The 25,569-nt window shown below is 66.1% G+C and carries 28 protein-coding genes and 1 pseudogene; 14 read left to right on the forward strand and 15 right to left on the reverse strand.

The features are described 5' to 3' along the window. The 13 genes from JOD47_RS00005 to JOD47_RS00065 all read left to right on the forward strand — a co-directional run. Positions 1–576 (forward strand): hypothetical protein (locus JOD47_RS00005; protein WP_239547954.1); only part of this gene is annotated, 576 nt, incomplete at its 5' end. Between the two features lie 15 nt (positions 577–591). Next, complete coding sequence (locus JOD47_RS00010) at positions 592–2,250, forward strand: M23 family metallopeptidase (RefSeq protein WP_204530811.1); 1,659 nt, start codon at positions 592–594, stop codon at positions 2,248–2,250. 5 nt (positions 2,251–2,255) lie between these two features. Next, complete coding sequence (locus JOD47_RS00015; protein ID WP_204530813.1) at positions 2,256–2,522, forward strand: DUF6112 family protein; 267 nt, start codon at positions 2,256–2,258, stop codon at positions 2,520–2,522. 134 nt (positions 2,523–2,656) lie between these two features. Then, the gene (locus JOD47_RS00020) at positions 2,657–2,977 is read left to right on the forward strand and encodes a DUF6112 family protein (RefSeq protein WP_204530815.1); all 321 of its coding nucleotides are present in this window, start codon (positions 2,657–2,659) and stop codon (positions 2,975–2,977) included. A 39-nt stretch (positions 2,978–3,016) separates the two neighbouring features. Next, positions 3,017–4,486 carry a conjugal transfer protein TrbL gene (locus JOD47_RS00025; protein WP_204530817.1) on the forward strand — a complete coding sequence of 490 codons (1,470 nt, stop codon included), beginning with the start codon at positions 3,017–3,019 and terminating at the stop codon, positions 4,484–4,486. Between the two features lie 4 nt (positions 4,487–4,490). After that, positions 4,491–5,954, forward strand: coding sequence for an SCO6880 family protein (locus tag JOD47_RS00030; protein WP_204530819.1), 1,464 nt, complete (start codon positions 4,491–4,493; stop codon positions 5,952–5,954). Positions 5,955–6,057: 103 nt separating this feature from the next. Then, positions 6,058–6,918: a hypothetical protein gene (locus tag JOD47_RS00035; protein ID WP_204530820.1), complete on the forward strand. Its 861-nt coding sequence runs from the start codon at positions 6,058–6,060 to the stop codon at positions 6,916–6,918. Next, on the forward strand, positions 6,915–8,402 hold the full coding sequence (locus JOD47_RS00040) for a putative type IV secretion/conjugal transfer ATPase (RefSeq protein ID WP_204530822.1): 1,488 nt from the start codon (positions 6,915–6,917) through the stop codon (positions 8,400–8,402). Before JOD47_RS00035 ends, JOD47_RS00040 begins: the two co-directional genes overlap by 4 nt. After that, positions 8,402–8,968 (forward strand): hypothetical protein, encoded by a 567-nt coding sequence (locus JOD47_RS00045; protein WP_204530824.1) that lies wholly within the window; start codon positions 8,402–8,404, stop codon positions 8,966–8,968. Before JOD47_RS00040 ends, JOD47_RS00045 begins: the two co-directional genes overlap by 1 nt. Then, positions 8,965–10,749 carry a type IV secretory system conjugative DNA transfer family protein gene (locus tag JOD47_RS00050; RefSeq protein WP_204530826.1) on the forward strand — a complete coding sequence of 595 codons (1,785 nt, stop codon included), beginning with the start codon at positions 8,965–8,967 and terminating at the stop codon, positions 10,747–10,749. The genes JOD47_RS00045 and JOD47_RS00050 overlap by 4 nt, the downstream gene beginning before the upstream one ends. A gap of 90 nt (positions 10,750–10,839) precedes the next feature. Then, entirely contained in the window at positions 10,840–11,307 is a 468-nt protein-coding gene (locus JOD47_RS00055; RefSeq protein WP_204530828.1) for a single-stranded DNA-binding protein, read from the forward strand. Positions 11,308–11,322: 15 nt separating this feature from the next. Continuing rightward, positions 11,323–11,886 (forward strand): hypothetical protein, encoded by a 564-nt coding sequence (locus JOD47_RS00060; protein ID WP_204530830.1) that lies wholly within the window; start codon positions 11,323–11,325, stop codon positions 11,884–11,886. Further along, positions 11,883–12,083: a hypothetical protein gene (locus JOD47_RS00065; protein ID WP_204530832.1), complete on the forward strand. Its 201-nt coding sequence runs from the start codon at positions 11,883–11,885 to the stop codon at positions 12,081–12,083. The genes JOD47_RS00060 and JOD47_RS00065 overlap by 4 nt, the downstream gene beginning before the upstream one ends. Here the strand turns inward: JOD47_RS00065 and JOD47_RS00070 are convergent. From JOD47_RS00070 to ffh, 15 genes and pseudogenes are all read right to left on the reverse strand, one after another. Next, positions 12,067–13,710 carry a recombinase family protein gene (locus tag JOD47_RS00070; protein ID WP_204530834.1) on the reverse strand — a complete coding sequence of 548 codons (1,644 nt, stop codon included), beginning with the start codon at positions 13,708–13,710 and terminating at the stop codon, positions 12,067–12,069. The genes JOD47_RS00065 and JOD47_RS00070 overlap by 17 nt on opposite strands. Positions 13,711–13,750: 40 nt before the next feature. After that, positions 13,751–14,689: pseudogene (locus JOD47_RS00075) on the reverse strand (ATP-binding protein); the annotation flags it as partial. Beyond that, on the reverse strand, positions 14,689–15,045 hold the full coding sequence (locus tag JOD47_RS00080; protein WP_204530836.1) for a YraN family protein: 357 nt from the start codon (positions 15,043–15,045) through the stop codon (positions 14,689–14,691). The pseudogene JOD47_RS00075 and the gene JOD47_RS00080, both read right to left, overlap by 1 nt. A 104-nt stretch (positions 15,046–15,149) precedes the next feature. Continuing rightward, complete coding sequence (locus JOD47_RS00085; RefSeq protein ID WP_056548317.1) at positions 15,150–15,476, reverse strand: DUF2469 domain-containing protein; 327 nt, start codon at positions 15,474–15,476, stop codon at positions 15,150–15,152. Positions 15,477–15,483: 7 nt separating this feature from the next. Next, positions 15,484–16,197: a ribonuclease HII gene (gene rnhB, locus JOD47_RS00090; protein ID WP_204530837.1), complete on the reverse strand. Its 714-nt coding sequence runs from the start codon at positions 16,195–16,197 to the stop codon at positions 15,484–15,486. Next, complete coding sequence (gene lepB / locus JOD47_RS00095; RefSeq protein ID WP_204530838.1) at positions 16,194–17,000, reverse strand: signal peptidase I; 807 nt, start codon at positions 16,998–17,000, stop codon at positions 16,194–16,196. The genes rnhB and lepB (JOD47_RS00095) overlap by 4 nt, the downstream gene beginning before the upstream one ends. Further along, positions 17,000–17,728, reverse strand: a complete 729-nt coding sequence (gene lepB / locus JOD47_RS00100) for a signal peptidase I (protein WP_204530839.1) — start codon at positions 17,726–17,728, stop codon at positions 17,000–17,002. The genes lepB (JOD47_RS00095) and lepB (JOD47_RS00100) overlap by 1 nt, the downstream gene beginning before the upstream one ends. A 14-nt stretch (positions 17,729–17,742) precedes the next feature. Next, positions 17,743–18,102, reverse strand: a complete 360-nt coding sequence (gene rplS / locus JOD47_RS00105) for a 50S ribosomal protein L19 (protein WP_204530840.1) — start codon at positions 18,100–18,102, stop codon at positions 17,743–17,745. Positions 18,103–18,328: 226 nt separating this feature from the next. Beyond that, complete coding sequence (gene trmD / locus JOD47_RS00110; protein WP_204530841.1) at positions 18,329–19,108, reverse strand: tRNA (guanosine(37)-N1)-methyltransferase TrmD; 780 nt, start codon at positions 19,106–19,108, stop codon at positions 18,329–18,331. Further along, the gene (rimM, locus tag JOD47_RS00115; protein WP_204530842.1) at positions 19,108–19,686 is read right to left on the reverse strand and encodes a ribosome maturation factor RimM; all 579 of its coding nucleotides are present in this window, start codon (positions 19,684–19,686) and stop codon (positions 19,108–19,110) included. Before rimM ends, trmD begins: the two co-directional genes overlap by 1 nt. A 97-nt stretch (positions 19,687–19,783) precedes the next feature. Continuing rightward, the gene (locus tag JOD47_RS00120) at positions 19,784–20,026 is read right to left on the reverse strand and encodes an RNA-binding protein (protein ID WP_026543804.1); all 243 of its coding nucleotides are present in this window, start codon (positions 20,024–20,026) and stop codon (positions 19,784–19,786) included. A gap of 1 nt (position 20,027) precedes the next feature. Continuing rightward, entirely contained in the window at positions 20,028–20,432 is a 405-nt protein-coding gene (gene rpsP / locus JOD47_RS00125; protein ID WP_204530843.1) for a 30S ribosomal protein S16, read from the reverse strand. 175 nt (positions 20,433–20,607) lie between these two features. Next, on the reverse strand, positions 20,608–21,492 hold the full coding sequence (locus tag JOD47_RS00130; protein WP_204530845.1) for a VOC family protein: 885 nt from the start codon (positions 21,490–21,492) through the stop codon (positions 20,608–20,610). An 82-nt stretch (positions 21,493–21,574) separates the two neighbouring features. Further along, the gene (locus JOD47_RS00135) at positions 21,575–22,291 is read right to left on the reverse strand and encodes an alpha/beta fold hydrolase (RefSeq protein WP_204530851.1); all 717 of its coding nucleotides are present in this window, start codon (positions 22,289–22,291) and stop codon (positions 21,575–21,577) included. Positions 22,292–22,355: 64 nt separating this feature from the next. Further along, positions 22,356–23,939 carry a signal recognition particle protein gene (ffh, locus tag JOD47_RS00140; protein WP_204536264.1) on the reverse strand — a complete coding sequence of 528 codons (1,584 nt, stop codon included), beginning with the start codon at positions 23,937–23,939 and terminating at the stop codon, positions 22,356–22,358. A 114-nt stretch (positions 23,940–24,053) separates the two neighbouring features. On the opposite strand from ffh, the gene JOD47_RS00145 reads away from it, so the two are divergent. Continuing rightward, positions 24,054–25,478, forward strand: coding sequence for a glucose-6-phosphate dehydrogenase (locus JOD47_RS00145; RefSeq protein WP_307836152.1), 1,425 nt, complete (start codon positions 24,054–24,056; stop codon positions 25,476–25,478). Positions 25,479–25,569: the final 91 nt, after the last annotated feature.

The raw sequence follows: 25,569 nt of genomic DNA on the forward strand, positions 1-25,569 counted from the left end.
GACGCCAACGGCGGCTCCGGGCCTGGACCGGCTGGGACCGCCCCCAGCGATCCAGGAGCGCCCGGCGATCCGGCACCGACCGCGACACCGCGTCTGCCAACGGTGCCGGCCTCGGCCGATCCGGTGACCTTCGCCCGCAACGTAGCGACGGCGCTGTTCGCCTGGGACACCGCCTCGGGGTTCATGCCCCTGGACTACACCTCGGTCGTCCTCGCCGTCGGCGACCCCGCCGGTGCCGAGCAGGCCGGGCTCGCCGCCGACATCGCCACCTACCTGCCGAACCGGGACGCCTGGATCGAGCTGCGCCAGTACGCCACCGCCCAGCACCTGACCATCGACGAGGTGTTCGTCCCCGAGGCCTGGGACGCGGCCCTCGAACAGGCACAACCCGGGCAGCTCGCCGAGGGCACCACCGCCTACACGATCGAAGGCACCCGCCACCGCACCGGCCTCTGGAACGACGAGACCGTCACCTCCGAGCATCCGGTGGCGTTCACCGTGTTCCTCGTCTGCGGCCCGACCTACGACACCTGCCACCTGCTGCGGCTGTCCCAGCTCGACAACCCCCTCCGATAGGCCGGAGGTGCGCTCATGGTGAAGAAGCTCGCCCTCGCCGCCCTCGCGCTGGTGTTCCTGGCGCCGTCGCTGGTGTTGGTCGGGGTCGGGGTGGTGATGAACCCTGCCGCCTCAGCCTCCTGCACCGTGGCCGGCACAAGCGTCAGGGTCGGCGACGTCCCCGACGAGCTGGAGGTCACCACCGCCAACGGCGAGACCTTCACACTGAACAATCAGCAGCTCACGCATGCGGCGACGATCATCGAGACCGGCACGAGCATCGACGGGGTGACCCGGGACGGGTTGGTGATTGCGCTGATGGCGGCGCTGACCGAATCCACCCTGCGGATGCTGTCCAACACGAGCGTCTATCCGGAGTCGGCGGACTATCCCAACGACGGCGACGGTTCCGACAACGACTCCCTGGGGTTGTTTCAGATGCGCCCGCAGTCCGGGTGGGGCACCGTCGCTGAGCTGATGGACCCGACGTATCAGGCGCAGGCGTTCTTCGGCGGACCCACCGGTCCCAACCACCCCTCACCGCGTGGCCTGTTGGACATTCCCGGCTGGGAGCAGATGGACAAGGGCGAGGCCGCCCAAGCCGTCGAGGTGTCCGCCTACCCCGACCGGTACCGCAACTACGAGCCCGTCGCCGAGACCATCCTGACCACCCTCACCGGCACCACCACGACAGCCAGCGCGGGGGCGTCGGCCGGCGGCACCACAGTCCCGGCCTCGCAGACTGTTGCTGCGGAGTCCTCGCGGGTGGTGTTCCCGGTGCCCGCGGGCACCTGGGTGCTGACCAGCGAGTACGGGCCGCGGGTCCATCCGATCTCCGGGGAGAGTTCGTTCCACACCGGCACCGACTTCGCCGCCCCGGACGGCACCCCGATCCTCGCGGCGGCCGATGGCACCGTCACCGTCGCCGAGTTCTCCGGCGGCTACGGCGGGCTCATCGTCATCGAACACACCCTCAACGGGCAGACCGTCGCGACCGCGTACGGGCACATGTGGGAGACCGGCATCCACGTCCAACCCGGCGACACTGTCACCGCCGGCCAGCACATCGGCGACATCGGCTCCTCCGGCAACAGCACCGGGCCGCATCTGCATTTCGAGGTCCGGACCGGCGGCACCGACGGCGAGCACACCGACCCCGCCGCCTGGCTCAACGCCCATGATGCCGCCGACCTCCCCGAACCCGAGACCGGCGCCACGGCCGGCTGCGACCCCGACACCAGCACGCCTGGCGGGCAGCCCGAGCCCCTCGACGGTGACCCGGACCGCCGCGTCGACGACCCCACCAGCGACGGACAGATCACCGCAAGGATGCTGCACCTGCACAGCCAAGGCATGGCCGCATTCCCCGACACTTCTTGGGTCTGCTATTCACCGCGGCCCGGCACCCGCTCCGAACACCCGCTCGGCCGGGCCTGCGATCTGACCTTCGGCAACGCCATCGGCCAGCACCCCACCCCGGCGCAGCTCGAAGTCGGCTGGGACGTCACCAACTGGATGAAAGACCACGCCGAAACCCTCGGTGTCGAGTACCTGATCTGGCAGGGCAAGATCTGGTCACTGGCCCGCGACGCCGATGGTTGGCGCGACTACACCGGCGGCGGCATGCACGACCCCGGCGACGTCACCGGCGGCCACTACGACCACCTCCATGTCACCGTTCGGTCCGGGAGCTGAGCGGCATGGACGTGTTCCCCGACTTCGACGGCCTCGGCGGGATCGGCAACCTGCGCGAGGTGATCGGTGCGCTGCTCACCTTCGTCCTGGTGATCGCCGTGTTGATGCTGATCGTCTGCGCCCTCATCTGGGCACTCGCCACCGCCAACGGCCACCACGCCACCGCCACCAAGGCGCGTATCGGTGCCTGGACCGCGCTCGGTGCCGCGGTCCTGGCCGGCGGCGGGATCGCGTGGCTGAACTGGCTCATCAACCTCGGCCAGCAACTCTGACCGCGCACTCGCCCGCGAACCCTCGCACCGCGCGGCTTTGCGTTCGGAGGACTGTGGGGCGGGCGGTGCACCTGACCGACGAACCCATCCGTTCCCCGCCCTCCGGGGCGGGTCCGTTCGTCAGGAGACCCACCGTGTTCGACCTCATCACCACCGTCCTGGCCGCACCCGCACTGGTGCCGATGAACATCAACATCGACCCCAACGATTCCGGTCTTCCCGGCATCGCCCAGCTGCGCACCATCGTCGGCGCGGTCATGACCATCGGCCTGATCCTCTCCGTGCTCGCCCTGATCATCTCGGCGATCGTGTGGGGCTTCGGCGCCAACTCCTCCAACCCGCACCTGGCCGGCCGGGGCAAGATCGGCGTCCTCGTCTCCTGCGGTGCTGCGGTGATCTGCGGCGCGTCGGTGACGCTGATCAACTTCTTCTGGGACGTCGGCCAGCAGGTCTGACCCCACCCCTCCATCAACTCGATCTGAGGAGTGATTGCGGTGGGTGTGTGCGATGTTCCCATCATCTCGACCGTGTGCGACACCGCCGGCGAAGCAGCCGCCTCGCTGGTGGCGGCGCCGTTCGACTGGCTCGCCCAAGCAATGGGCGCCGCCGCCGGCTGGCTGTTCGAAGCCGTCTGGACAGTGTTCGACACCACCACCTTCGTGGACGTCACCCGGCCCGAGTACGTGGCGGTCTACAACATCTTGTTCGGCATCGCGGTGTTCATGATGCTGATCTTCTTCTGCCTCCAACTCATCACCGGGCTCATCCGCCGCGACCCGACCGCCCTGGGCAGGGCCGCGCTCGGGCTCGCCAAATCCGTGCTCGGCAGCTTCGTCGTCATCACCCTGACCGCGTTGCTCCTGGAGATCGTCGATCAGCTGTGCGTCGGGATCATCCAAGCCGCCGGGGAGACCACCGAGTCGATGGGCGACAAGATTACCCTGCTGGCCGCGGGACTGGTCGGCATCAACATCGCCGCACCGGGGGTGGGCGCGATCATCACGATCTTCCTCGCCGGCCTGGCCATCAGCGCGGCCGCCATCGTGTGGCTTTCCCTGCTCGTGCGGAAGGCGCTGCTACTGGTGGCGATCGTCCTTGCACCCCTGGCGTTCTCCGGCGCGTCGTGGGATGCCACGCGGGGGTGGATCGGCAAGTGGGCCATGTTCGTCATCGCACTGATCTGCGCCAAGCTGGTCCTGGTCGTGATGTTCCTCGTCGCCGTCACCCAGGTGGCCGCGCCGATCGATGGGGACCTGTCCTCGGTCAGCGATCCGATTGCCGGGATCGTGCTGATGGCGATGGCCGCGTTCGCCCCGTACCTGACGTACAAGTTCCTGTCGTTTGTGGGCTTCGACATGTATCACGCGATCGGGTCCGAGCAGGACGCCAAGAGCGCCCTCAACCGGCCGATCCCGACACCGTCCAAACCGGCCGGCGACGGCCCGCAGAAGATCCTCGACGGCGGCAACAGCAGCGGCGGCGGAGGCGGCAACAGCGGGGGCAGCGGGGGCAATGGTGGCGGTGGGAAGACCCCGCCGCAGCCGAAGACTCCGACACCCCAGGCCGCGGGGAGCACTGCCGGGGCAGGCGGAGGGAAAGCCGCCGCCGCAGGCAGCGGGTCCGCTGGCGCGAGCGGCACAGCCGGAGCTGGTGCTGGAGCTGGTGCTGCGGCGGCTGGTCCGGCCGCAGCGGCGGTGATCGGCGCGAAAGTCGCCAAGGACTCTGCCACCGCTGGCCCCAAGGCCGGCACAGCGCTCGGCAGCCAGGGCGAGACCGCCGCCGACGCCGCCGGGCAGTCCGGCAGCATTCCACCGCCATCGCAGGCGCCTCCGCCTTCGACGCCCAGCCCCAAGTCGTCGTCCACGCCGGCACCCGCGGCATCGTCGACCGGTCCCTCGCAGCCGGAGCCGCGCCCGCCGAAGCCGCCACCGCCGCCGACGCCGAAGCCCACTGGGAAGGAGTGAGGTCATGACCTCGAAGCAGAAAGAGCCCTCGACCGCCCTGGTCCCGGTGAAGTTCTCGCGCCTGACCCGGCGCGGCATCCTCCTCGGCCTCTCCTTATCCCAGCTCATCACCCTCGCCACCGGTGTCTTCTCGGTCGTGGTCGCGCTGTATGGAGGCGGTGGCATCCTGCTGGCCTACACCGCGCCGGTGTGGGTGCTCGCCGCCGCCCTGACCTGGGCACCGGTCGCCGGGCGTCCGGCGGTGGAATGGCTGCCGGTCACGTTCTGGTGGCTGTGGCGTGCGACCGGCGGCCAGCTCCTGTACCGGCGCCGCATCGTTGTCCCACGGCCGGCCGGCACGCTTTCGCTGCCCGGCGACATGGCCCGGCTGCGCGAGTACACCGACCCGGACACCGGCGCCGGGATGGTCCACGACCCTCACCAGCAGACCCTGACGGTGGTGTGCGAGGTGACCCATCCCGCGTTCGTGCTGCTCGATCCCGGCGAGCAGGAACGCCGGGTCACCTCCTGGGGCCGGGTGCTGGCCACCGTGTGCCGCTCCGGGCGGATCGCGACCCTTCAGGTGCTGGAGCGCACCCTGCCGGACTCCGGCACCGGGCTGGCCGAATGGTGGGCGGCCCACGGCACCGCCGACGACACGTGGGCCGCGACGACCTACGCCGAGTTGATCGACCGCGCTGGTCCCGCCGGGGAACGCCATGCCACCACCTTGTCCCTGAGCCTGGACATGAAGACCGCCGCGCGGCAGATCAGGACCGCCGGGGGTGGCATCCGGGGTGCTGCCGCCGTGCTGCGTCAGGAGATGTCTACCCTCACCGCCGCGCTGCGCTCGGCCGACCTCACCCCGTCGGGCTGGCTGAGTCCTGGGCAGATCGCGGTCATCTTGCGCGCCGCGTACGACCCGGCCATCGCCGCCACCTTGGCGCGCCACGGCGAACTCGGCCAGCACCTCGCCACGGCCGGACCCGTGGCCGTCAACGAATCCTGGACGCGGCTGCGCACCGACTCCGCCCACCACGCCGTGCTGTGGATCAACGAGTGGCCGCGCTCCATGGTCTACCCGGGGTTCCTGTCCCCGGTGCTGCTGTCCACCGGCATCCAGCGGTCGTTTTCGCTGCTGTGCACGCCGATGCGTCCGGACCAGGCGGCCCGGGACATCCGGAAGAAGAAGGTCGAGCACATCTCCGACCAGACCCAACGCGCCAAGATCGGGCAGATCGAAGACGCCGCGCACACCGCCGAGTACCACGACGTCCTCCAACAGGAAGCCGACCTGACCGCTGGCCACGGTGTGCTGCGCTACACCGGTCTCATCAGCGTCTCCGCACCCACCGTCGACGAACTCGACGCCGCCGTGGCGGCGGTCGAACAGGCCGCCATCCAAGCCTCGTGCGAGACCCGGCTGCTCGTTGGCCAGCAGGCCGCGGCGTTCACCGCCGCCGCGCTGCCGCTGTGCCGCCACATCTGACCCAACTCACTGCGGGGCAGGGGCTCACGGTGGGGGCGGGGCGTGCACCTGACAGGCGACCCCGGATGCCGGGGCTTTCCGTTCTCGCCCACAGGAGGCGCTCATGCCCACGTTCCATGACCCGCTCAAAGATGCCGCTGAAGCATCCGAAGCGCTGCGCGGTCTCGCGCACGCCAGCCGGGTCTTTGACAACCCGTCCGACACGTACACGGTGTTCGGCGACCTGGTGGCCGGCGTGCGGTCGCTGCGGCAGGTGCTCGACCAGGTTGCCAACGCTCACCTGACCCACCGTGGCCGCGCCCACGACGACGACGGCGATCACCTCGCAGGATCACAGAGGGCGTTGGCTGCCGCCGACGAGCTGCACCACGCCGGCACCCTGCTCGATCAGGTGCATGACCGCCTCGAGGCGGCGTTCAGCCACTTGGGCAGGATCGCCTGGCACCCCGAACCCGCCCTCTCCCGCGAGGCGCGCGCTGAGGGCGTCGCGCGGCGGTGGATCTCCGTGGTCTTCCTCCAGGGCGAGGAGGCCGACGAGGTGCTGGACCTGATCGACCGCGACGGCACCGACGCGGCGATCACACACCTGAAGAACTGGGACTACGGGGACGAGACCACCGACGCCGCACTGGAGAACGGTTACGTCCACGACGAACCCCCAACCGGGGCACTCGATCGGGTCGTGACTGAGGGTAGCTACACCCTCACCTACAACCCGGCCATGGGGCACGTCAGCCTGCTCCGCCAGCACACCGTCCCACTCGATGCGGAACTGGACGACGCCGATGTGGTGCCCGCCCGCGAAGCCATCACCGGCGACGGTCCACTCGACACGAGCACATCGCATGCCACCGGCACAGCAATGCGGGAGCGATCACTGCGGACATCTCCCGCGACGGAGGAGGACTGGTTCGCTGGACCCGCCCGCACGGCCGGGCCGACAGGGCAGGGGCTGTCCCGATGAGCGCGCGCGAGACCGAGCGGCTACACACCTCGGTGCTGGTCGCTCCGGCGAAAGAGCGACGCCGGCTGCGCAAGCAGCGCCGCGAGGCGGCCGCCCGCCTCCAAGCCGAACAGCGCCGCACCGAACAGGCAGCAGCGCGAGCAAAGGCCGAGGCCGAGCGCGCCGAACGCAAAGCCACCAGATATCTGCCTGCCGCGGGTGAACCCAGACCGGCGGCGCTGCGCACACCAGGCAGATTCCACCTCCCCAGACACCAGGACACGTCGGCGACATTGGCGGGCGCGTATCCGTTCGTCGCCGAAGGCGGGCTCGGCGCCGACGGCGTGTTCGTCGGCCAAGATCTCTACTCCGGTGGGTCGTTCGTCTACGACCCCTGGGTGCTCTACGCCCGCGGGATCATCACCGCGCCCAACGTCGTCCTTGCGGGCATCGTGGGAAGCGGCAAGTCCTCCTTGGCGAAGTCGCTCTACACGCGGTCGTTGCCGTTCGGGCGGCGCGTGTACGTGCCCGGTGATCCCAAGGGCGAACACACGCGCGTGGCCGAAGCGGTCGGCGGGCGAGCGATCGTCCTCGGCCACGGCCTGAACACCCGCCTCAACCCCCTCGACGAGGGACACCGACCCTCCGGGCTCTCGGATGCGCAGTGGTCCACCACGGTCGCCTCCCGCCGCCGCGACCTCATCGGCGCCCTGGCCGAAACCGTCCTCGCCCGAGGGTTGACCCCGTTGGAGCACACCGCGATCGACCTGGCCCTGACCGAAACGGTGCGGGAAAACACCGTGCCGATCCTGCCGATGGTCGTCGACCGCATCCTTCGACCGAACGACGAAGCAGACGGCAGGCTGGCCGAAGACGGCCGACTCGTCGGCCACGCCCTGCGCCGCCTGGTGGCCGGTGACCTCGCCGGCCTCTTCGACGGACCCTCGACCGTGGCGTTCGACCCGAGCCTCCCGATGATCTCCCTCGACCTGTCCCGCGTGACGGAAAACTCGACGCTCATGTCGGTGTTGATGACGTGCTCGTCGGCGTGGATGGAATCGGCCCTACTGGACCCGGCCGGTAGGCAGCGCTGGGTGATCTACGACGAAGCCTGGCGGCTGATGTCCCATCCGGCCCTGCTGCGCCGGATGGATGCGCACTGGCGGCTGGCGCGGCATTACGGGATCGCGAACATGCTGATCTTCCACAAGCTCTCCGATCTCGACAACGTCGGCGACGCCGGCTCCGCCATGCGCTCGCTCGCCAACAGCCTCCTGGCCAATGCCGAGACCCGGATCGTCTACCGGCAGGAGTCCGATCAGCTCGGACCCACCGCCCAAGCCCTCGGACTCACCGGCACCGAGCAGAAGCTCCTCCCATCCCTGGGGGTCGGGCAGGGGCTCTGGCGGATCAAAGACCGGGCTTTCGTCACCCAACACCAGCTGCATCCGGCCGAGCTGGAACTGTTCGACACCAGCTCCCGGCTCACCTCGGGAGTGAAGTGATGAACCGCAACCCCCCACACCGTGCGACCCCGCAAAAGCCCGAGGAGACCCCGGTGGTGTTGCCCCACGTCGTCATCACCGTCACCGAGACCGGCGCCCTGCACGTCACCGTCGACGGCACTGACTTCCGTCCGCCATCGCAGGGAGAGAAGTGGACGCGGAGCACCTTCGGAACCCTCCTGGACGCCATCACCGCCAACCGGACAATCACCGTGCGCATCGAAGTGCACGAGACCGACGGGACCGTGTTCACCGACATCATCCACGGCCGACGCCGCACCCCGCCACCCGCCGGCGTCGAAGCAAGCGAGCCAGCCTCGGGGCGGGGGAAGCACACGACGAAGCCCCGCGGCCCCGCGCTTGCGGAGGTGACCGCAGACGGGTTCGTGCCAGGCGAGGACGTCGCCGTCGCCGTCATCGTCTCCCACACCGACGCGACCGGTACCGGGGACGCCCGCACCCTCCTCGACCTCGACCGCTTCCGGCCCGTCCTGCGCGACGGCACGGGTGAGGTCGTGTTGCTCGGCCGCGTCTCGGCGACCCTGCATGTGCGGCGGCTGCCATGAGCGCACCGCCACGGCAGACCGGAAGCATGGGCGAGGAGCTGACCAACGCCGCCCTCATCGGCCTGGTCGGCATGTTCGGGGTCGCACTCATCCTGCGCGCCGCAGGGTCCGTCGCGGCGTTCCTCACCGGCACACCACAACCCGAAGCCGGCCACGCCGCAGGACTCGGGGTGCTGTTCAACCCCGGTGACCCCGCAAGCGCGCTGGCCGCCGATGGCCTGCACCCGGTCGCCTACTGGATCACCACCGCGGCCCTGCTTGCAGGGCTCATGGCCACCGGTGCATGGGTATGGGGTCGGTTACGACGGCACTCACGGAAGGTCGAGCGTGACCCGCGGCGCCTCGCCGGGACCGCCACCAGCCAGGAAGTCGCCCAGACCGCTTCGGGCAAGGCGCTGCTACGCCGCGCCAGGACACTTCGGCCCTCGCTGAGCGATCCAGTCCCGGCGGATGTCGGCTACCGGATTGGCACCTCGCGGGGCAAGCAGGTGTGGGCGAGTGTGGAGGACTCAATCCTGCTCATCGGTCCACCACGCTCCGGCAAAGGCCTGCACATCGTGATCCCAGCGATCCTCGACGCGCCCGGCGCCGTCGTCACCACCAGCACGCGGCCGGACAACCTCACCGCCACCCTCCGCGCCCGGCAACGCGACGGACGCCCGGTGGCGGTGTTCGACCCGCAACACCTCGCCGAAGGCGTCCCGGCGGGGCTGCGCTGGTCACCGGTGCGGGGCTGCGAGGACCCGCTGACGGCGATGATCCGCGCCACCGGTCTCGCCGCCGCCACCGGGCTGTCCGCCGGGGGTGTCGAATCCGGTGGTTTCTGGGAAGGCAAAACCCGCACCGCCCTCCAAGCCCTCCTGCACGCCGCCGCCCTCGACCACAGGCCACCGGCCGAACTGTTCCGCTGGACCCTCGACCCGAGCGCGGCCGCCGAAGCCGTCGCCATCCTCACCAACTCGCCCATGGCCGCGACCGGGTGGGCGGACTCCCTCGGGGCGATGATCGACTCCGACCCCAAGACCCGCGACAGCATCTGGCAAGGCGTCGCCCTCGCCCTCGGTGCACTGGCCGACCCACGCGTGCTCGATGCCGTCACACCCGGCCCAGGCGAGGAGTTCGATCCCGAAGGCTTCATCCGAGAGCGCGGCACGCTCTACCTGCTCGCCACCGGCGCCGGCGCCGGCGCATCCGCCGCCCTCGTGGCGGCATTCGTCGAAGACCTCATCGAGACCGCCCGCCGGATCGCTGCACGCTCACCCGGAGCCCGCCTTGACCCACCCCTGCTGCTCGCGCTGGACGAGATCGGCAATCTCGCGCCCCTGCCATCCCTGCCGACGCTGATGGCCGAAGGCGGGGGCACCGGCATCACCACCCTGCCCGTGCTTCAGTCGCTCGCGCAGGCACGGGACAAGTGGAACGAGAACGCCGCCGGCGCGATCTGGGACGCCAGCATCGTCAAGATCATCCTCGGCGGCGCCTCCAACAGCCGTGACCTCCAAGACCTGACCACCCTGATCGGCGAACGCGACGAATACACCGACTCGGTCACCCTCGGCGACCGCGGCACCCGCTCGAACCAACGCTCCATCCGCCGTGTCCCCATCCTGCCGCCGGACCGAATCAGGACTCTGCCATTCGGCACCGGAGTAACGTTGCTGCGCTCCGCACCGCCGATCGTCACCGATCTGCGTGCCTGGCCGACACGGCCTGACGCCGCCCAGCTCAGAGAAGACCGCGCTGGGATCGAGGCCATGCTGCGCCACCCTGCCGACTCCTGACCGAGCGCCCCTCCGTGCGTGGGTGTGCACCTGCCTGTCACAGAGCCGCGCATGAAGTGAGCGTGGCGCGAGAGACGGCAGGAGCGGAAGATGCCTATTCACACGCGACCCTCAATCAGGGGGTTCATCGCCTCGGAGCCTCGACTGTCCCAAACGGGGGACGGCGATCCGCGGGTGCGGGTCAGGTTCGGTCAGGAGCACTCCCGCAAGGAGGAAGGCGGCTCGTTCACCAAGCTGGACACGACGTTCGACACACTCGTGGCCTACGACGAGAACGCTCTGCGCATCGCGGACAACTTCGTCAAGGGTGACCGCTTTGTCGCCCAGGGCTACACGCGTAACTACACCAACAACAACACCGGGATGGAGGGCGAGGTGTTCGTCGCGACCGGGATCGGTCCCGACAGTGCCTACACCCGCTACGAGGTCGACCGCAGCGCCCGACGCACCGGGATCGAGCGGACCGCGCCCGAGCACGCCGCCTCAAGGGAGGTGGCAGCGGTCGATGCCCCCGGGCGTCGGCAGCCGGCCAACACCGCATCAGCGATCGGCATGTGAGGACGGGGCGGCATCATGAGCGAGTACCCCCTTGAGCCCGACGAGGACGATCTCGTTTCCGACGATGACCTCCTCTCTGCTGATGTTCCGCTGATCTCGGAGCCGCCGCATCCGGTCAACTGGAACCTTCTAATGGCCGACGAAGCCGACGCCGAGTGGTTCGAGCTGGACCGGTGGGTGAAGTGGCTGCGCACCACCTACGGACTGCCCGCCTCAGTAATCCCGCCGTTTTGGCACCACCACACGGAGCTGGTCTGGGAACTATCTGCGCTGCATCTGCACTGGTTGGGCGCGTACGACCCCGAACAGAACGCCAGCGCCGCGATCGGGTGGCATCGAGACTTCGCCGATGCCCGCGCCCGGTTGCGAGACTGGGTGGCAGCCTCCGGCACCCGTCTGGACCGTGACCGTCCTACCCGGCAGACCGCTTGGCCCGGCGAGGAACCGGCCGAACCGGTCGAGGACACCGTCATCGGCGACCGGGACTCGGAGTTCACCGAGTTCGTCAACGCCGACGTGGCACGGCGCCGGCAGGCCGAGGAAGAGTTCTTCGCCTCAATCGCCGGAGACGTCGTATGAACAACGAGCCCACCTGCCCGCCAGCCGCGGAGGTAGGTCAGGTCGTCTCGGAGCCCGCCTACAGCGCGTTCGCGGCTGGGTGGTGCGCCGGCATGCACCAGCGCACCACCCAGCCCGCCTCACAGGATGTGATCGAGCAGATCGCGACGATGCTCGACGCCGCGAGCGTGGCCGACGCCCTCACTCGACCGGAATGATCGTCAACCGCTCCTCGGTCGGCGCCTTGCCCGGCAGTGCGTCGATCCGGTGAATCATCCGCCGCAGATAGGCGCGCTTCTCCGTGATCGCCCGTTCCTTCCAGGACGCGATCAGAGCCGGACCGTCCTCGATCGGGAATTCATCCAGTTCCATCGCGTCGAGACGCCGCTGGAGCACGTCGACCCGCCTCTGAGCGTCCTCGATCAGTGACAACAGCGTCGTCACCATCGCGCCCCGATACTCTCCCGTACCCTGCCTGGAAAGCAGCGCGTCACGCTCGGCCTTGGCCTCGTCGAGCTGTGAGAGCACCTCGTTGATGCCCGCATCCGATCTGGCCGCGCGGCGGCGCGCCCGCGCTTGAGCGAGCGCGTCATCGGTAATCTGGGAGAAGAACCAGCCCAGCACGAACGCCTCACCCTTGTCGGCATCGATCGTGCACCCGCCAGAGCACCTTCCCGGCCCGCGCACGCGGTTTGCCTGGCATCGGTAGGCGAACGCCTGTACGCGCTCTCCTGAGGCCCTCTTGCGGTACTTCTGGTGCCCGTACAACCTCTCCCCGCACTGGCAATGCAGCAACCCCGTCAGTAGCCACTCATGCGATCCCCACGGCCGTCTCGTCCGGGACGTCTTCGCCTCCTCCAACAACCGACGAACCCGCAACCACGTGCCGCGATCGCACACTGGCTCTTGAGCGATCACCGGCTCGCCTGTGGCGTCCCGGGCGATGTAGTCCAACAGGTCGAGCTTGACCCCGCGCTGATGCTCGGGCACCTGCCGCATCCGATACCCGATCATCCGAGGCGAGACCAGCGACCGATACACCGTCGCCTCATACACCGGGCCGCCCGCAGCCGCGGTAATCCCGTAGTGGTCGCTCCAGTAGCGGGCGATCTGCGCAAGGCTCTTGCCGGCCAGCACCATGTCCACCGCATCTATCAACGCCGGATGCTCCACCGGGTGCGGCACCAGGCGCACCCCGGAACGCCCGAACTCGTCAACGACCCGCGGACCGGCCATCCACCCCAGCGGCGGCGTGCCGCCATGATGGAACCCGGCCTCGGCCAGATGTCGCTTTGCTGCGAGCTGCCGCTCACTCATCGAATCGGTCTCGACCTCCGCGAGCAGCGCCTTGATCCCGGTCACCAGTTTCGCCCCGGCGGTAGCAGTGTTCAGCTCATCGGCGCTGTCCTGATGCGAGACCAGATAGACACCTGCCCGCTGGCACTGCCCGATCCACTCGATGCACTTGGCCGCGATCCGGTTCGTGCGATCCAGCTTCCAGAACGCCACCGCCGGGGCCTTACCGGTCTGGATGTCCTGGTTGAGCTGACGCCATCCCTTGCGGTTCCTCGCGGAAGATGCGCTGGCCGAGTCGTTGTCGATGTACTCACCCAACACCGTCCAACCGCCCTCTGCGGCGAGCTTGCGTGTCAGGTCAAGCCGCTGACGCTCGATCGCGTCCGCCTTGTCCTTGTGGTACTTCGACAACCGCAGGTACAGGTAAATCGGCCGCGTGCCCTCCGCAGGCGCCTCCGGACCCGTCTGAGTGAACGCCGGGTAGACCACCGCCCGGACGGCCCGGCCCGGCCGCGCGTTCGCGCCAGGCTGCTTCGTACTGGTCTTCATCAGTGACCTCCTTCGAGAAGGAGGTGCACTTTCCATTGCTCGACTCATCGAGAAACAACACCCCTCGATGTGCGCGGGAGGCCGCACCGGGACGGGGAATGCCACTGCCCCCACCGATGATCGATGCCGCGCTGGCGGTGTGATGCGGACTTTCGAACGGCGGCCGCCGTTGCAACTCCCGACAGAACTCAGTACTCCCAAGGGAATGTATGGCGGTAACCTCCATGGCCTGCTTGTCAGTGAGATCCGGGAGGATGCCGGGCATGCGTTCGGCCAGCATCGTCTTCCCCGCTCCCGGCGGACCCACCATCATCAGGTTGTGCGCTCCTGCGGCAGCCACTTCCACGGCGAATCGTGCCTCGGACTGGCCCGCCACGTCGGACATGTCTTTCGGTACAACTACGGCACTGGGAGGGGCAGTCCCCGCTGAGGGTTCGGGCAACTGCGGCGAGGGAAGCTCAACACACGCAGGGTCCGCGCCGAAGGCCAACGCCACCTCAGCGAGCGAGTCATAGCTTCTCACCTCGGCACCCGGGACGAGGGCAGCTTCCGCGGCATTCCCACTGGACACAACCACGCTGGTGAAGCCGGCTTCCACCGCAGCCATGACCGCCGGAAGCACGCCCCGGATAGGCCGGAGCCGCCCGTCCAATCCGAGTTCGGAAAGAAACACCGTGCGTCCGCAGTTGCGCACATCCCCCGCCGCCGCCAAAGCGGACATGACGATTGCAAGATCGAAACCGGAGCCTCTCTTCGGCAACGATGCCGGGACAAGGTTCACCGTGATCTTCCGGCGGGTGAGTGGCAGACCGGCATTGCGCGCCGCTGCACGAATGCGCTCCCGGGCTTCTGACAGTGAAGCGTCCGGAAGCCCGAGCAACACAAATGCCGGAAGGGTCTGCCCGATATCAGACTCCACCTCGACGATGTAGCCGTTCAATCCTACGAGGGAGACAGCATAGGAGCGTCCGAGCGGCATCAGCTCACCGCCCGCAGGTGCTCGATGACGGGTTGACCAGCGCCACCATCCACGATCGCTACCGCATCCACCCGGAAGCCGGAGAACCGGAGGTCATGTGCCCGCGCCCAGCGCGATGCCAACAGATACAGCCGTTCCAGTTTTCCCGGGGTGATTGCCTCCAACGGATGACCATATGCCTCGGAGGACCTGGTCTTGACCTCAACGACCACCAGAGTGGCGCCGTCGACCGCTACGAGATCGATCTCTCCGAGCGTGCAGCGCCAGTTGCGATCGATGATGCGCAGCCCCGCGTCCTCCAGATAGCGCGCTGCAAGGGCTTCTCCCCGTTTGCCGAGCTCGTCCTTGTTTCTCATGAAAACACCTCCGGTACCAGCGTGGATCAGCTGGCAGGCGGAGGTGTGGGGCTAACGTCCTATGTGGGAAACTACAGGGAATCCGCCCGGTTGTGGAGCGGGAGTCAGGCGCCCAGTGAGCCGTCCTTCGGAAGCGGGATGTCATCGGTTTTCGCCAGTTCCTCGACGTTGACGTCCTTGAACGTGATGACACGCACCGTCTTCACGAACCGAGCCGAACGGTACACGTCCCACACCCAGGCGTCATTCAACGTGAGATCGAAGTAGATTTCACCCTCCGCCGACCGAGCCTGAAGATCAACGTGATTGGCAAGGTAGAACCGGCGCTCCGTTTCTACCACGTAATTGAAGAGGCTGACGACATCGCGGTACTCACGGTAGAGCTGCAGTTCCATGTCAGTTTCATAGTTCTCGAGATCTTCGGCGCTCATGACCCCATCATCTCCCAATTTCGGCGGCAGGCACGCCCGGACCCGCACCCATGCTGCCCAGACGCCACGTCCGTCGATGCTCGACACTGGGCCCGAGACCGTCAATCGCGGCGCGGTGGGCAGCGGTTGCATATCCTTTGTTGATGTCCCAGCCGTACCCCGGGTACTCCTCTGCGAAGTCGATCATCAGCCGGTCCCGTTCGACCTTCGCAAGGACACTGGCTGCAGCGACGCTCACGCACTGCAGATCTGCCTTGATCCGGGTGTGAACAGGGGCGTCGCAGCTGACTTGGAGAGTTTCCGCATCACCGAAGAGCGAGCCCTGCGAAGCGGGCGCCAGCCAATTGTGATTTCCGTCCAGAATGACGGTATCAGGGCGTACGTCCCGTATGACCTGCGACCAGGCGCGGTTTCCTGCGGTGCGCAGCGCCGCCATGAGGCCAACGGCGTCGATCTCCGCCGCTGTTGCATGACCGACGCCGTAGGCTTCCGCCCAGCGTTGAATTCTTGGCACCAACGCTTCGCGGTCGGGGGCGTTCAGGAGCTTGCTGTCGCGCACACCGCGCAGGCCTTTCACCGTCGTCAGGTCGACCACCACGAGACCAACAGTGACCGGCCCGGCCAGTGCCCCACGGCCCACCTCGTCACAGCCGGCGAGGAAGCGGCTCCCCTCAGCCAGAAAGGAACGTTCGTAGCGCAGCGTTGGAGCTTTTCCGTTCACGGCGCTGACTGTTCCCGTCCGGTGCTGCTCTGGGGTGCGTCGGGTATGTCAGCGAACACGTCGGGGTAGTTCCCCAGAAAACCCATGCGGTCCAGGGGCCATGCAATCACGGAAGCCTTACCCTCGATGTCGTCCACATCGATGAAACCACCGCCGGGCTTGTCGGTGTTGGCCCGCGAATCCGCCGAGGCGTTCCGATGATCGCCCATTACCCAGATTTTTCCTTCAGGCACTGTCACGTCGAACGGCATGTCCGACGGGTTGGCTCCCGGAAACAGGTACGGCTCGTCGAGTGCCTCGCCGTTAACAGTGATCCGCCCATCGGCATCGCAGCAGATCACCCGGTCGCCCTCAAGGCCGATGACACGCTTGACGAGATGCTGCTGGGACTCATCCGGCACGAGGCCGACGAAGATGAGCGCATCCTTGAACCAGTTGCTGTCTGTCGTTCCAGCCGCCGGCTCGGGCAGCCAGCCCTGGGTATCGCGGAAGACGACGATGTCACCCCGCTTGAGCTCAAATGGCTCAGGCACCAGCTGGTTCACAAAAATCCGGTCATCAACCTCAAGGGTGTTCTCCATTGACCCTGAGGGGATGAAGAACGCCCGGAAGAGGAATGTTTTAATGAGGAACGAGAGCAGCAGCGCGACTGCGACGATAATAAGTACTTCCTTCGCCCAGCTGCCGAGGCTGCGGGCGGCTGACCCCCCGGACGGGACATCCTCGTCCGGTCCAGCGAAACGAGGCGTATCTGCGGGATCTTCCGCGCCGTCGTTCGGTGTCCCCGAGTGGGCTTTAGCCATTATCTGTAGTTCCTCTGCTGTGCGTTCGGGGTAGAACCGGCCAACGGTAAAGAATCCGCGGGACGCGGTATTGCGGTGAAGCGGTCGAAAGGCCAAAGAACGTGCGTTGCACGGCCAATGACCCGTTCCTGGGAGACAAGGCCGCCGCCCGGTGCGCCCAGCAGCCCGCGCGAGTCGAAGGATTCCGACCGATGATCACCCATGAGCCACAACTTACCGTCTGGAACCACGACCTCGAACTCCGTTTCGCTTGCCGCGTCCATGGGGAAAACGTAGGGCTCCGCAATGGCGTTCCCGTTGACGGAGAGGCGCCCCGCAGAATCGCAGCATGCCACGGTATCTCCGCCCGTGCCGATCACACGCTTGACGTAGGTCGTCTCGGAGACACCGACGCCGAAGAAGTGCGCTGTATCGCCCAGGGTCTGCCGCAGCCCACCCTCGCCGAGGGAAGCGAACGATCCCCTGCCGTCAAAGACGACGACGTCACCTTGCTTGATGTCCCCGAAGAGGTAGTCGATCTTCGAAACCAGGACACGATCATCTTCTTCCAGCAGCGGCTCCATGGAGCCGGACGGGATATAGAAGATGTCCGCCAGCAGCGCTCTGACGGCGACAACGGCTACGCAGACAAAAGCTACGGAATAAAAGGCGAAGCGCCGGCCCGTGATACCGGGCCAGCGCTTCGACTGCTGCCTGGAGGCTTTCCGTCCGGCGGAAGATTCAGGCATAGACAGGAAAAAAGTTACCGCGCGGTCTTCGGATCGCGCTTTTCCTTGATCTTTGCAGCCTTGCCGCGAAGGTTACGCATGTAGTACAGCTTCGCGCGGCGTACGTCACCCTTGCTGACTACCTCGATCTTGTCGATGACCGGGGAGTGCACCGGGAAGGTGCGCTCCACGCCAACGCCGAAGCTGACCTTACGGACCGTGAAAGTTTCACGAACGCCGTCGCCCTGGCGGCCGACAACAAATCCCTGGAAGACCTGAACACGGGTGTTCTTGCCTTCGATGATGTTGACGTGGACTTTGAGCGTGTCACCCGCACGGAAGTCGGGAACGTCTGCACGCAGCGATGCTGCGTCCACATTGTCGAGAATATGCATGTGATTGCTCCTGGTGAACGCCACAGGTCCTTCACGTTGGTCACAACGACCAAGACCTGCAGGCAGGCAATTGCCGTTGAAGATTAGATACCGTCATGCCCTTTGGGGAATTCCGGTGTGCCATCCTGTTGGCTACGCTCCCCCTGTGGCAGGTGCGTACCAGTTGACACAAGCTTCAATTATGCCACAACCGCCGGTTCAGTTGGAATCCGGCGATGAAACAGGCTTACGACGGCGCGGCTGGTTCCACTTTCCCGTCGACGACGGCGAAACCGTGCGTCGAGAGGACGGCACGGTCCGCTGCGTCCAGCGTTGCCGGGTCGAGCTTCCCGAGAAGATCCGATCGCCGGAGCGCCGTCCGGCGCAGCTGCTCGTCGCGCCGGTGCCGGGCGATGCGGGCATGATTTCCGCTGAGCAGAACATCCGGGATGTCCAGGTTCCGCCAGGAGGAGGGCTTTGTATACACCGGGTACTCCAGCAGTCCGTCGGAGTGCGATTCCTCGGCAAGGGACTCCGGGTTACCGATCACTCCGGGCAAGAGCCGGGCCACCGCCTCCACTATCGCGAGCACGGCAACTTCGCCGCCGTTCAGCACGTAATCTCCCAGGCTGAGCGGGAGCACATCGAATGACCCTTCGGCCCAGTCGAGCACCCGCTCGTCGATTCCCTCGTAGCGCCCGCACGCGAACACCAGGTGGTCTCTCTGAGCCAGTGTCGATGCCATCGCCTGGGTGAAAACAGTCCCAGCCGGAGACGGAACGATCAGGACAGGACGCGTATCTCCCCGCACGGTCTCCAGAGCCTGTGCCCACGGCTCTGGCTTCATGACCATACCGGCCCCGCCGCCGTAGGGTGTGTCATCGACCGTCCGGTGACGGTCGGTCGTGAAGTTCCGAAGATTATGAACCGTGAGCGTGAGCAGACCGTCATTCCGTGCCTTACCGATCAACGAAAGATCGAGTGCTTCCAGGTACTCCGGAAAGATGCTGACGACGTCGATACGCACTAGCTGCTCTCAGCCTTTTGTGCGTCACTTTGGCCTTCCGCCGGATCGGACTCTCCCTGGTTGGATCCGGGAAGGTTCAGCTCAAGCAGGCCCTCCGGAGGCGTCAGGACCACAAACCCTCCCTCGACATCGACCTCGGGAACAATTTCCTCGACGAACGGCACGAGAAGCTCTTCACCATCGGACCGTTCGATGATGAGCAGGTCCTGGACTTCCATGGTGCGCAGAGCGCTGACCCGACCGACTACGGTATCCCTTACACGCGCCTCGAGTCCTACCAGTTCATGCTCGTACCAGGCGTCGCCGTCGTCGTCTGAAATGCCGACAGATTCGATGAAGAGCTTGGCTCCCCTCAACAGCTCGGCTGCGTTGCGGTCCACAACCTCATCGAAGCCAAGGATCAGGATGTCCTTGTTCCAGCGGGCGCTGGAACAAGTGAGCGGTCCCTGCGCTGCCGGCTCCACCCGGAAGACGGCTCCGGGCTCGAACCGCTCCTCAGGGGCATCCGTGAAGAGCTGGACGGTTACTTCACCCCGGATACCGTGGGGCTTTCCGATGCGTGCGACCTGCAGATCCATGAGTTCTCCGGTAAGTAGACAGCGTGTCGAAACAGTAAAAAGTCCGGCCCCAGCACCTTACGTGTTGGGACCGGACTTCAGGCATATGTGCTGCTGATCAGCGGCGGCGGTCGGTGTCCACGACATCTACCCGCACGGGCTCGCCATCCGCCAGTGCGGAAATGACGGTGCGCAACGCGCGTGCCGTGCGCCCCTGCCGGCCGATGACACGGCCGAGGTCTTCCTGATGCACACGAACCTCGAGAGTCTCACCGCGACGGTTCGACTTGGAGGAAACCTGCACATCATCAGGGCTGTCCACGATTCCGCGGACGAGGTGCTCCAGCGCTTCAGCAAGCAATTTACTCAGCCTCGGTGGCAACAGCTTCAGGCTCGTCGGCCTTCTTGCTCTTCGGCGTGATTGCCTCGGGAACAATGACCGAACCCTTCTCAGGAGCCGTGAAGGTCTCCTTCGGAGCCTTGGTCTTCAAGGTGCCTTCCTGGCCCTCGATGCCCTTGAACTTCTGCCAGTCACCGGTGATCTTCAGGATCGCGGCGACCTGCTCGGATGGCTGTGCGCCAACGCCGAGCCAGTACTGTGCACGATCCGACTTGACCTCGATGAACGAGGGCTCCTCGGTGGGGTGGTACTTGCCGATTTCCTCAATGGCACGGCCATCGCGCTTGGCGCGGGAGTCCATGACGACAATGCGGTAGTACGGTGCGCGCATCTTGCCGAAGCGCTTCAGGCGAATCTTTACGGCCACTTGTGTGGTCACTCCTTGTTGATCAAAAGGGCGAACTCCTGTTTCTGCACCCGTGGGGCGGGCCATACATTTGGGAGCTCTAGAGGACACAATGCACGCAGAGAGAGGGGCTGCGCAGATTGGGTACAGATCCATTGTGCCAGAAGTTGACGCTTCACGGCCACTTGGCGCACCTTCAGCTGGCTGAGACCCTCAGCTTGTTTCGCCACGGGTCGTCGAACCGCAACTCCTGCCCGGTGTGGTGATGCGCGATGCCGGCACTGTTCAGCCTTTCAGCCAGAGCCCCCACTTCATCCGCATGAGGTACACGGATGAGGACTTCCCCGAGCCCCAGTGTGTCCTTACGTGGACCTGCGCCCCGACTGTTCCAGACATTCATTGCCATGTGGTGGTGATACCCGCCGGCGGAGACGAAAAGCGCCTGCCCGTGCCAGCCGGCGGTGCGCTCGAAGCCGAGCGTGTTCACATAGAACTGCTCCGCCGTCTGGACGTCCCCTACCTGCAGATGGACGTGCCCGACGTCGGCGGCCGCCTGCTGCTGGTTGGTCACCGATGCTTCCGTGAGGTTGCTTTCGAGGTATTGCCTCGGAGGAAGTGGAGCATTGTCCATGACGACGGTCCGTTGTCCTTCGCTGGTGGTCCAGTCCCAGGTTTCCCGCGGCTTGTCGAAGTACAGTTCGATCCCATTGCCTTCGGGATCGGAAAAGTAGAATGCCTCACTCACCAGATGGTCTGCGCTTCCCACATACCGGCCTTCAGCAGATTGCGAAACGTGAGCCGCGGAGGCGACCGTGGCGGCAAGATCGGCGCGGTCGCTGAAAAGCAGTGCCGTATGGAACAGCCCGGCTTCACTGGGATCCGGCAGCTTCAGGCCGGCGGCGGGAGCAAGGTGGATCAGCCGTTCGCCGGCTCGTCCCAGGTATAGTCCGCCGTCGGATTCGGCGATGTCAACCAGGCCGAGTGCGCTCCGGTAGTAGTGAGCCATGCGGTCGAGATCTCCGACCTTCAGCATCACGGTGCCCATCGCAGTCCCTGCGGGAAGCAGGTCTTCAGTAGTCATGGTGTCCTCCAAGCGTGTGGTTCACTCAATTCAACTACTTGAAGGTTAAAGTTATTCCGAGCGGTCTTGATCGGTCACGGGGTCAGCGCCCGGATTCAGAACCTGCTGCGGCGTGGCCTCGAATGAACCCGCGAAGAACGGCGTCCCCCTCGTCGGTGTCCTGAGGGCGATGCCCTCCTCCAACTACGTGATGCACCGCCCCGGTCCCCGCCAGATACTCAGCCACCTCTTCATAGAGCGGCTCCCAACCACCCGTCAGGACGAGGGTGGGAACGCCGGGGACTATAGCGAGCGGAGCCGTCCACGGAGGCGCCTGCAATCTGAGGCGGCGGGCACGGTCACGATCCTCCGCGGTGCTCAAAGGCCGGGGTTCGGAGGCGAAAACGGCCCGGGCAAATTCCCGGTTGAAGTCTTCGTCAGTCAAATCCGCAGCGCGTGCGAAGAGCGGCTCCACCCGCGCCCGGTGCGCCGCAGTTGCCGGCAGTTCCGCGGTGAGGGACAAGCATGCCGGCTCTGCCAGGACCAGCGACCGGACCAGTTCCGGCCTCTCGACGGCGAGCATCATCGCCGACACGGCGCCCTGCGACGCCGCCACGAGATGACCTCCTTGCCCCAGTGCCTCCTCGACGATTCGCTGGTCTGCCGCGAAGTTCGTCGGGAGCGGAGCAGCAACAGGATCGAATCCGTGACGGCGCACAAAGAGACAGTCGAACTCAAGCGCCATTCCGTGCTGCCTGGGCCAGGCAGCCGCACCGTAGGTTCCGGCACCGTGCACAAAGACAACCCGATCGCTTCTCATGACCCCAACCTAGCTGCCGCTTCGGACAACCCATCCGGCTGGCGTAGCACCCGCTGCCGGCGGACTATTTCCCGAGGAACTTTTCGAAACCCTTCGGGAGGTTCAATGATGAGGGATCAAAGTTTTCCTGCTGACCGAAAGCGGCACCCGTTGGAACGGACGTGCGCTGACCATTCCGGCGCGCCTCTGCGGCAGCCGCCTCCTGGGCGGCCTTGGCGGGGTTGCCCGAGCGGGGCTTCTTCTTTCCCTTGGCGTTCGCCTTGCCCTTCCGTGCCCCGCCGTTGAAGCCGCCCGGACCGGGCATTCCGGGCATTCCGGGAATGCCGCCGCCGGCGGCCATCTTGCGCATCATTTTCTGTGCCTGCCCGAACCGCTCAAGCAGCCCGTTCACCTCGGAGACGTGCACGCCGGAGCCGCGCGCAATGCGTGCGCGGCGGGAGCCGTTGATGATCTTGGGGGCAACCCGCTCATGGGGGGTCATTGAGCGGACAATCGCTTCCACCCGGTCGATCTCGCGCTCGTCGAAGTTCTCCAGCTGTTCACGCATGTTGGCCGCGCCCGGCATCATCATGAGCATCTTCTTCATGGAACCCATGTTGCGGATCTGCTGCATCTGCGCGAGGAAGTCATCGAGCGTGAAGTCCTCCTGGTCGGCGAATTTCTTCGCCATCCGGGCGGCCTCGTCCTTGTCCCACGCTTTTTCGGCCTGTTCGATCAGGGTGAGGATGTCTCCCATGTCGAGGATGCGGGAGGCCATCCGGTCCGGATGGAAGACCTCGAAGTCCGTCAGCGCCTCGCCTGTCGAAGCAAACATGACCGGTTTGCCGGTGACCGACGCCACGGAAAGCGCGGCACCACCGCGGGCATCGCCGTCGAGCTTGGTCAGCACCACACCGGTGAAATTGACGCCCTCGTTGAAGGCCTGCGCAGTATTCACCGCATCCTGGCCGATCATCGCGTCAATGACGAAGAGCACTTCATCCGGATTGACGGCGTCGCGGATGTCAGACGCCTGCTGCATCAGCTCGGCATCGATACCGAGACGGCCCGCGGTGTCGACGATGACGACGTCGTGAAGCTTGGTTCGTGCCTCGGCGACGCCCTGACGGGCAACATCCACAGGGTTGCCGGTGGACGCCTCGAACTCGGAACTCACACCCGGATGCGGAGCGAACACCGGAACGCCTGCCCGCTGACCGTTGACTTGCAGCTGCTTGACAGCGTTGGGCCGCTGAAGGTCACAGGCAACCAGCAGCGGACTGTGGCCCTGGCCCTTGAGCCACTTGGCCAGCTTGCCCGCCAGCGTGGTCTTGCCCGCGCCCTGAAGACCGGCAAGCATGATGACCGTGGGCGGGTTCTTGGCGAGTCGGAGGCGGCGTGTCTCACCGCCGAGGATACCCACCAGCTCCTCGTTCACAATCTTGACGATCTGCTGTCCCGGGTTGAGAGCCTGGGAGACTTCGAGGCCGAGGGCTCGTTCCTTGACCTGCGCCGTGAAAGCCCGCACCACCGGCACAGCAACGTCAGCGTCAAGCAGGGCGCGACGGATCTCGCGAACCGTGGCGTCGACGTCGGCCTCCGAAAGCCGGCCCTTTCCGCGCAGGTTCTTGAAGGTCGCTGTCAACCGGTCTGAAAGTGAATTGAACACGGTGCGTGAACTGCTTTCCTCGAACTCAAGTGGATTCAACTATCTAGGGTAGCAACTGGGTTCACTTCTCCCTGCAGCAGACAGCCGCCCCCTTGCAGTGGCAGGGTGGTAAGCGTGACTACTCATGCGATCGACGAACAGGCATCCGGACACCAGTTCCAGGGGCAGGCCATAAAGACGTTGCTGATACTCGGTGCCTCGGGCGACCTCACCGGCCGTCTGCTGCTGCCCGGGCTGGCGCGGCTTGTGAGGCACGGAAAGGCCAAAGGAATAACCCTGGTGGGAGCCGGCTCGGACGCCTGGAGCGCTGAGGACTGGCAGGAGCGCCTCGCCACCTCCTTCGCCGCGGCGACGCCGGATTCCGGCACCCGCAATGACGACGGCGCCCTCGAACAGATCTGCGCAGCCAGTACCTATCACCAGGTTGATGTCACAGCGAAGGGTTCACTGGCAGGACTGATTGCCGGACTCCAGCCGCCGGTCGCGATCTATTTCGCCCTACCGCCGGCCGTCAGTGAGAAGGCCTGCGCCACACTCGAACCTGAGGACCTGCCGGAGGGTTCACGCCTGGTGATGGAGAAGCCGTTCGGCACCGACAGGGAATCGGCAACCCGGTTGAACACGATTCTGGGCCGGCTGGTGCCTGAGGACCACATCCACCGGGTGGATCATTTCCTCGGTAAGGCGACGGTCCTGAATATCCTCGGGCTGCGGTTCGCGAACCGCCTGCTGGAACCGGTGTGGAACAGCCTCCACATCGATTCCGTGGACATCATCTTCGACGAGAAGTTGACGCTCGAGAACCGCGCTCGATATTACGACGGCGCCGGTGCGCTGAAGGATATGATCCAGAGCCATCTGCTGCAGGTGATGGCGGTCATCGCGATGAATGCGCCCTCGACGCTGCACGAGCGGGACCTGAGGGACCATATCGGAACCGTGCTGAGGGCCAGCTCGGTGCATCCGGATTTCCGCTCCAGTACCCGGCGTGCCCGCTATACCGCGGGAACCATCGACGCGCGCGAGGTTCCCAACTATGTGGACGAAAGCGGCGTCGATCCGTCGCGTGGCACCGAGACGCTCGCCGAGATTGTGGTGTCGATCAACAACGAACGGTGGGCGGGGGTTCCCTTCCGGTTGCGGTCGGGAAAGTCGCTCGGGCGCATCCGGAAGGAGGCGGTAATCACTTTCAAGCCGGTGAATCACCTTCCGGACGGCTTCACCGGGGTTGACTCCCCTACCCGGCTGCGCATCGGTTTCGGTCCGGACACGCTAGAGCTGGATCTTGACGTGAACGGTCCCGGCGATGTCTTCTGCCTGGACCGGGCAACCCTGCAGGCGGAACTGAATGCCTCGGAGCTCCTGCCCTACGGTGAAGTTCTCGATGGCGTGCTGTCCGGCGACCCGACGCTGTCTGTCCGAGGCGACACGGCTGAGGACTGCTGGCGTATCGTCGAGCCGGTGCTGGAGGCCTGGAAAGCCAACGATGTGCCGATGGACGAATACTCCGCCGGATCGGCCGGCCCGTCGAACTGGTGATAGAGAAGCGGTAGGCAGTCGCGTGGCCCGATCACCGATGGGTTCGCGGGACTCTCCCGCTTCCCCTGCCGGTGCGATTCTTGCAATGAGG

It is taken from the genome of Arthrobacter tumbae, assembly GCF_016907495.1.
In the GTDB taxonomy this organism is placed as follows: domain Bacteria; phylum Actinomycetota; class Actinomycetes; order Actinomycetales; family Micrococcaceae; genus Arthrobacter_D; species Arthrobacter_D tumbae.

Coding starts and splice junctions, on each gene's coding strand:
- JOD47_RS00010 (WP_204530811.1), top strand. CDS start 592: ATGGTGAAGAAGCTCGCCCTCGCCGCCCTCGCGCTGGTGTTCCTGGCG.
- JOD47_RS00015 (WP_204530813.1), top strand. CDS start 2,256: ATGGACGTGTTCCCCGACTTCGACGGCCTCGGCGGGATCGGCAACCTG.
- JOD47_RS00030 (WP_204530819.1), top strand. CDS start 4,491: ATGACCTCGAAGCAGAAAGAGCCCTCGACCGCCCTGGTCCCGGTGAAG.
- JOD47_RS00035 (WP_204530820.1), top strand. CDS start 6,058: ATGCCCACGTTCCATGACCCGCTCAAAGATGCCGCTGAAGCATCCGAA.
- JOD47_RS00040 (WP_204530822.1), top strand. CDS start 6,915: ATGAGCGCGCGCGAGACCGAGCGGCTACACACCTCGGTGCTGGTCGCT.
- JOD47_RS00045 (WP_204530824.1), top strand. CDS start 8,402: ATGAACCGCAACCCCCCACACCGTGCGACCCCGCAAAAGCCCGAGGAG.
- JOD47_RS00050 (WP_204530826.1), top strand. CDS start 8,965: ATGAGCGCACCGCCACGGCAGACCGGAAGCATGGGCGAGGAGCTGACC.
- JOD47_RS00055 (WP_204530828.1), top strand. CDS start 10,840: ATGCCTATTCACACGCGACCCTCAATCAGGGGGTTCATCGCCTCGGAG.
- JOD47_RS00060 (WP_204530830.1), top strand. CDS start 11,323: ATGAGCGAGTACCCCCTTGAGCCCGACGAGGACGATCTCGTTTCCGAC.
- JOD47_RS00065 (WP_204530832.1), top strand. CDS start 11,883: ATGAACAACGAGCCCACCTGCCCGCCAGCCGCGGAGGTAGGTCAGGTC.
- JOD47_RS00070 (WP_204530834.1), bottom strand. CDS start 13,710: ATGAAGACCAGTACGAAGCAGCCTGGCGCGAACGCGCGGCCGGGCCGG.
- JOD47_RS00080 (WP_204530836.1), bottom strand. CDS start 15,045: ATGAGAAACAAGGACGAGCTCGGCAAACGGGGAGAAGCCCTTGCAGCG.
- JOD47_RS00085 (WP_056548317.1), bottom strand. CDS start 15,476: ATGAGCGCCGAAGATCTCGAGAACTATGAAACTGACATGGAACTGCAG.
- lepB (WP_204530838.1), bottom strand. CDS start 17,000: ATGGCTAAAGCCCACTCGGGGACACCGAACGACGGCGCGGAAGATCCC.
- lepB (WP_204530839.1), bottom strand. CDS start 17,728: ATGCCTGAATCTTCCGCCGGACGGAAAGCCTCCAGGCAGCAGTCGAAG.
- rplS (WP_204530840.1), bottom strand. CDS start 18,102: ATGCATATTCTCGACAATGTGGACGCAGCATCGCTGCGTGCAGACGTT.
- rimM (WP_204530842.1), bottom strand. CDS start 19,686: ATGGATCTGCAGGTCGCACGCATCGGAAAGCCCCACGGTATCCGGGGT.
- JOD47_RS00130 (WP_204530845.1), bottom strand. CDS start 21,492: ATGACTACTGAAGACCTGCTTCCCGCAGGGACTGCGATGGGCACCGTG.
- JOD47_RS00135 (WP_204530851.1), bottom strand. CDS start 22,291: ATGAGAAGCGATCGGGTTGTCTTTGTGCACGGTGCCGGAACCTACGGT.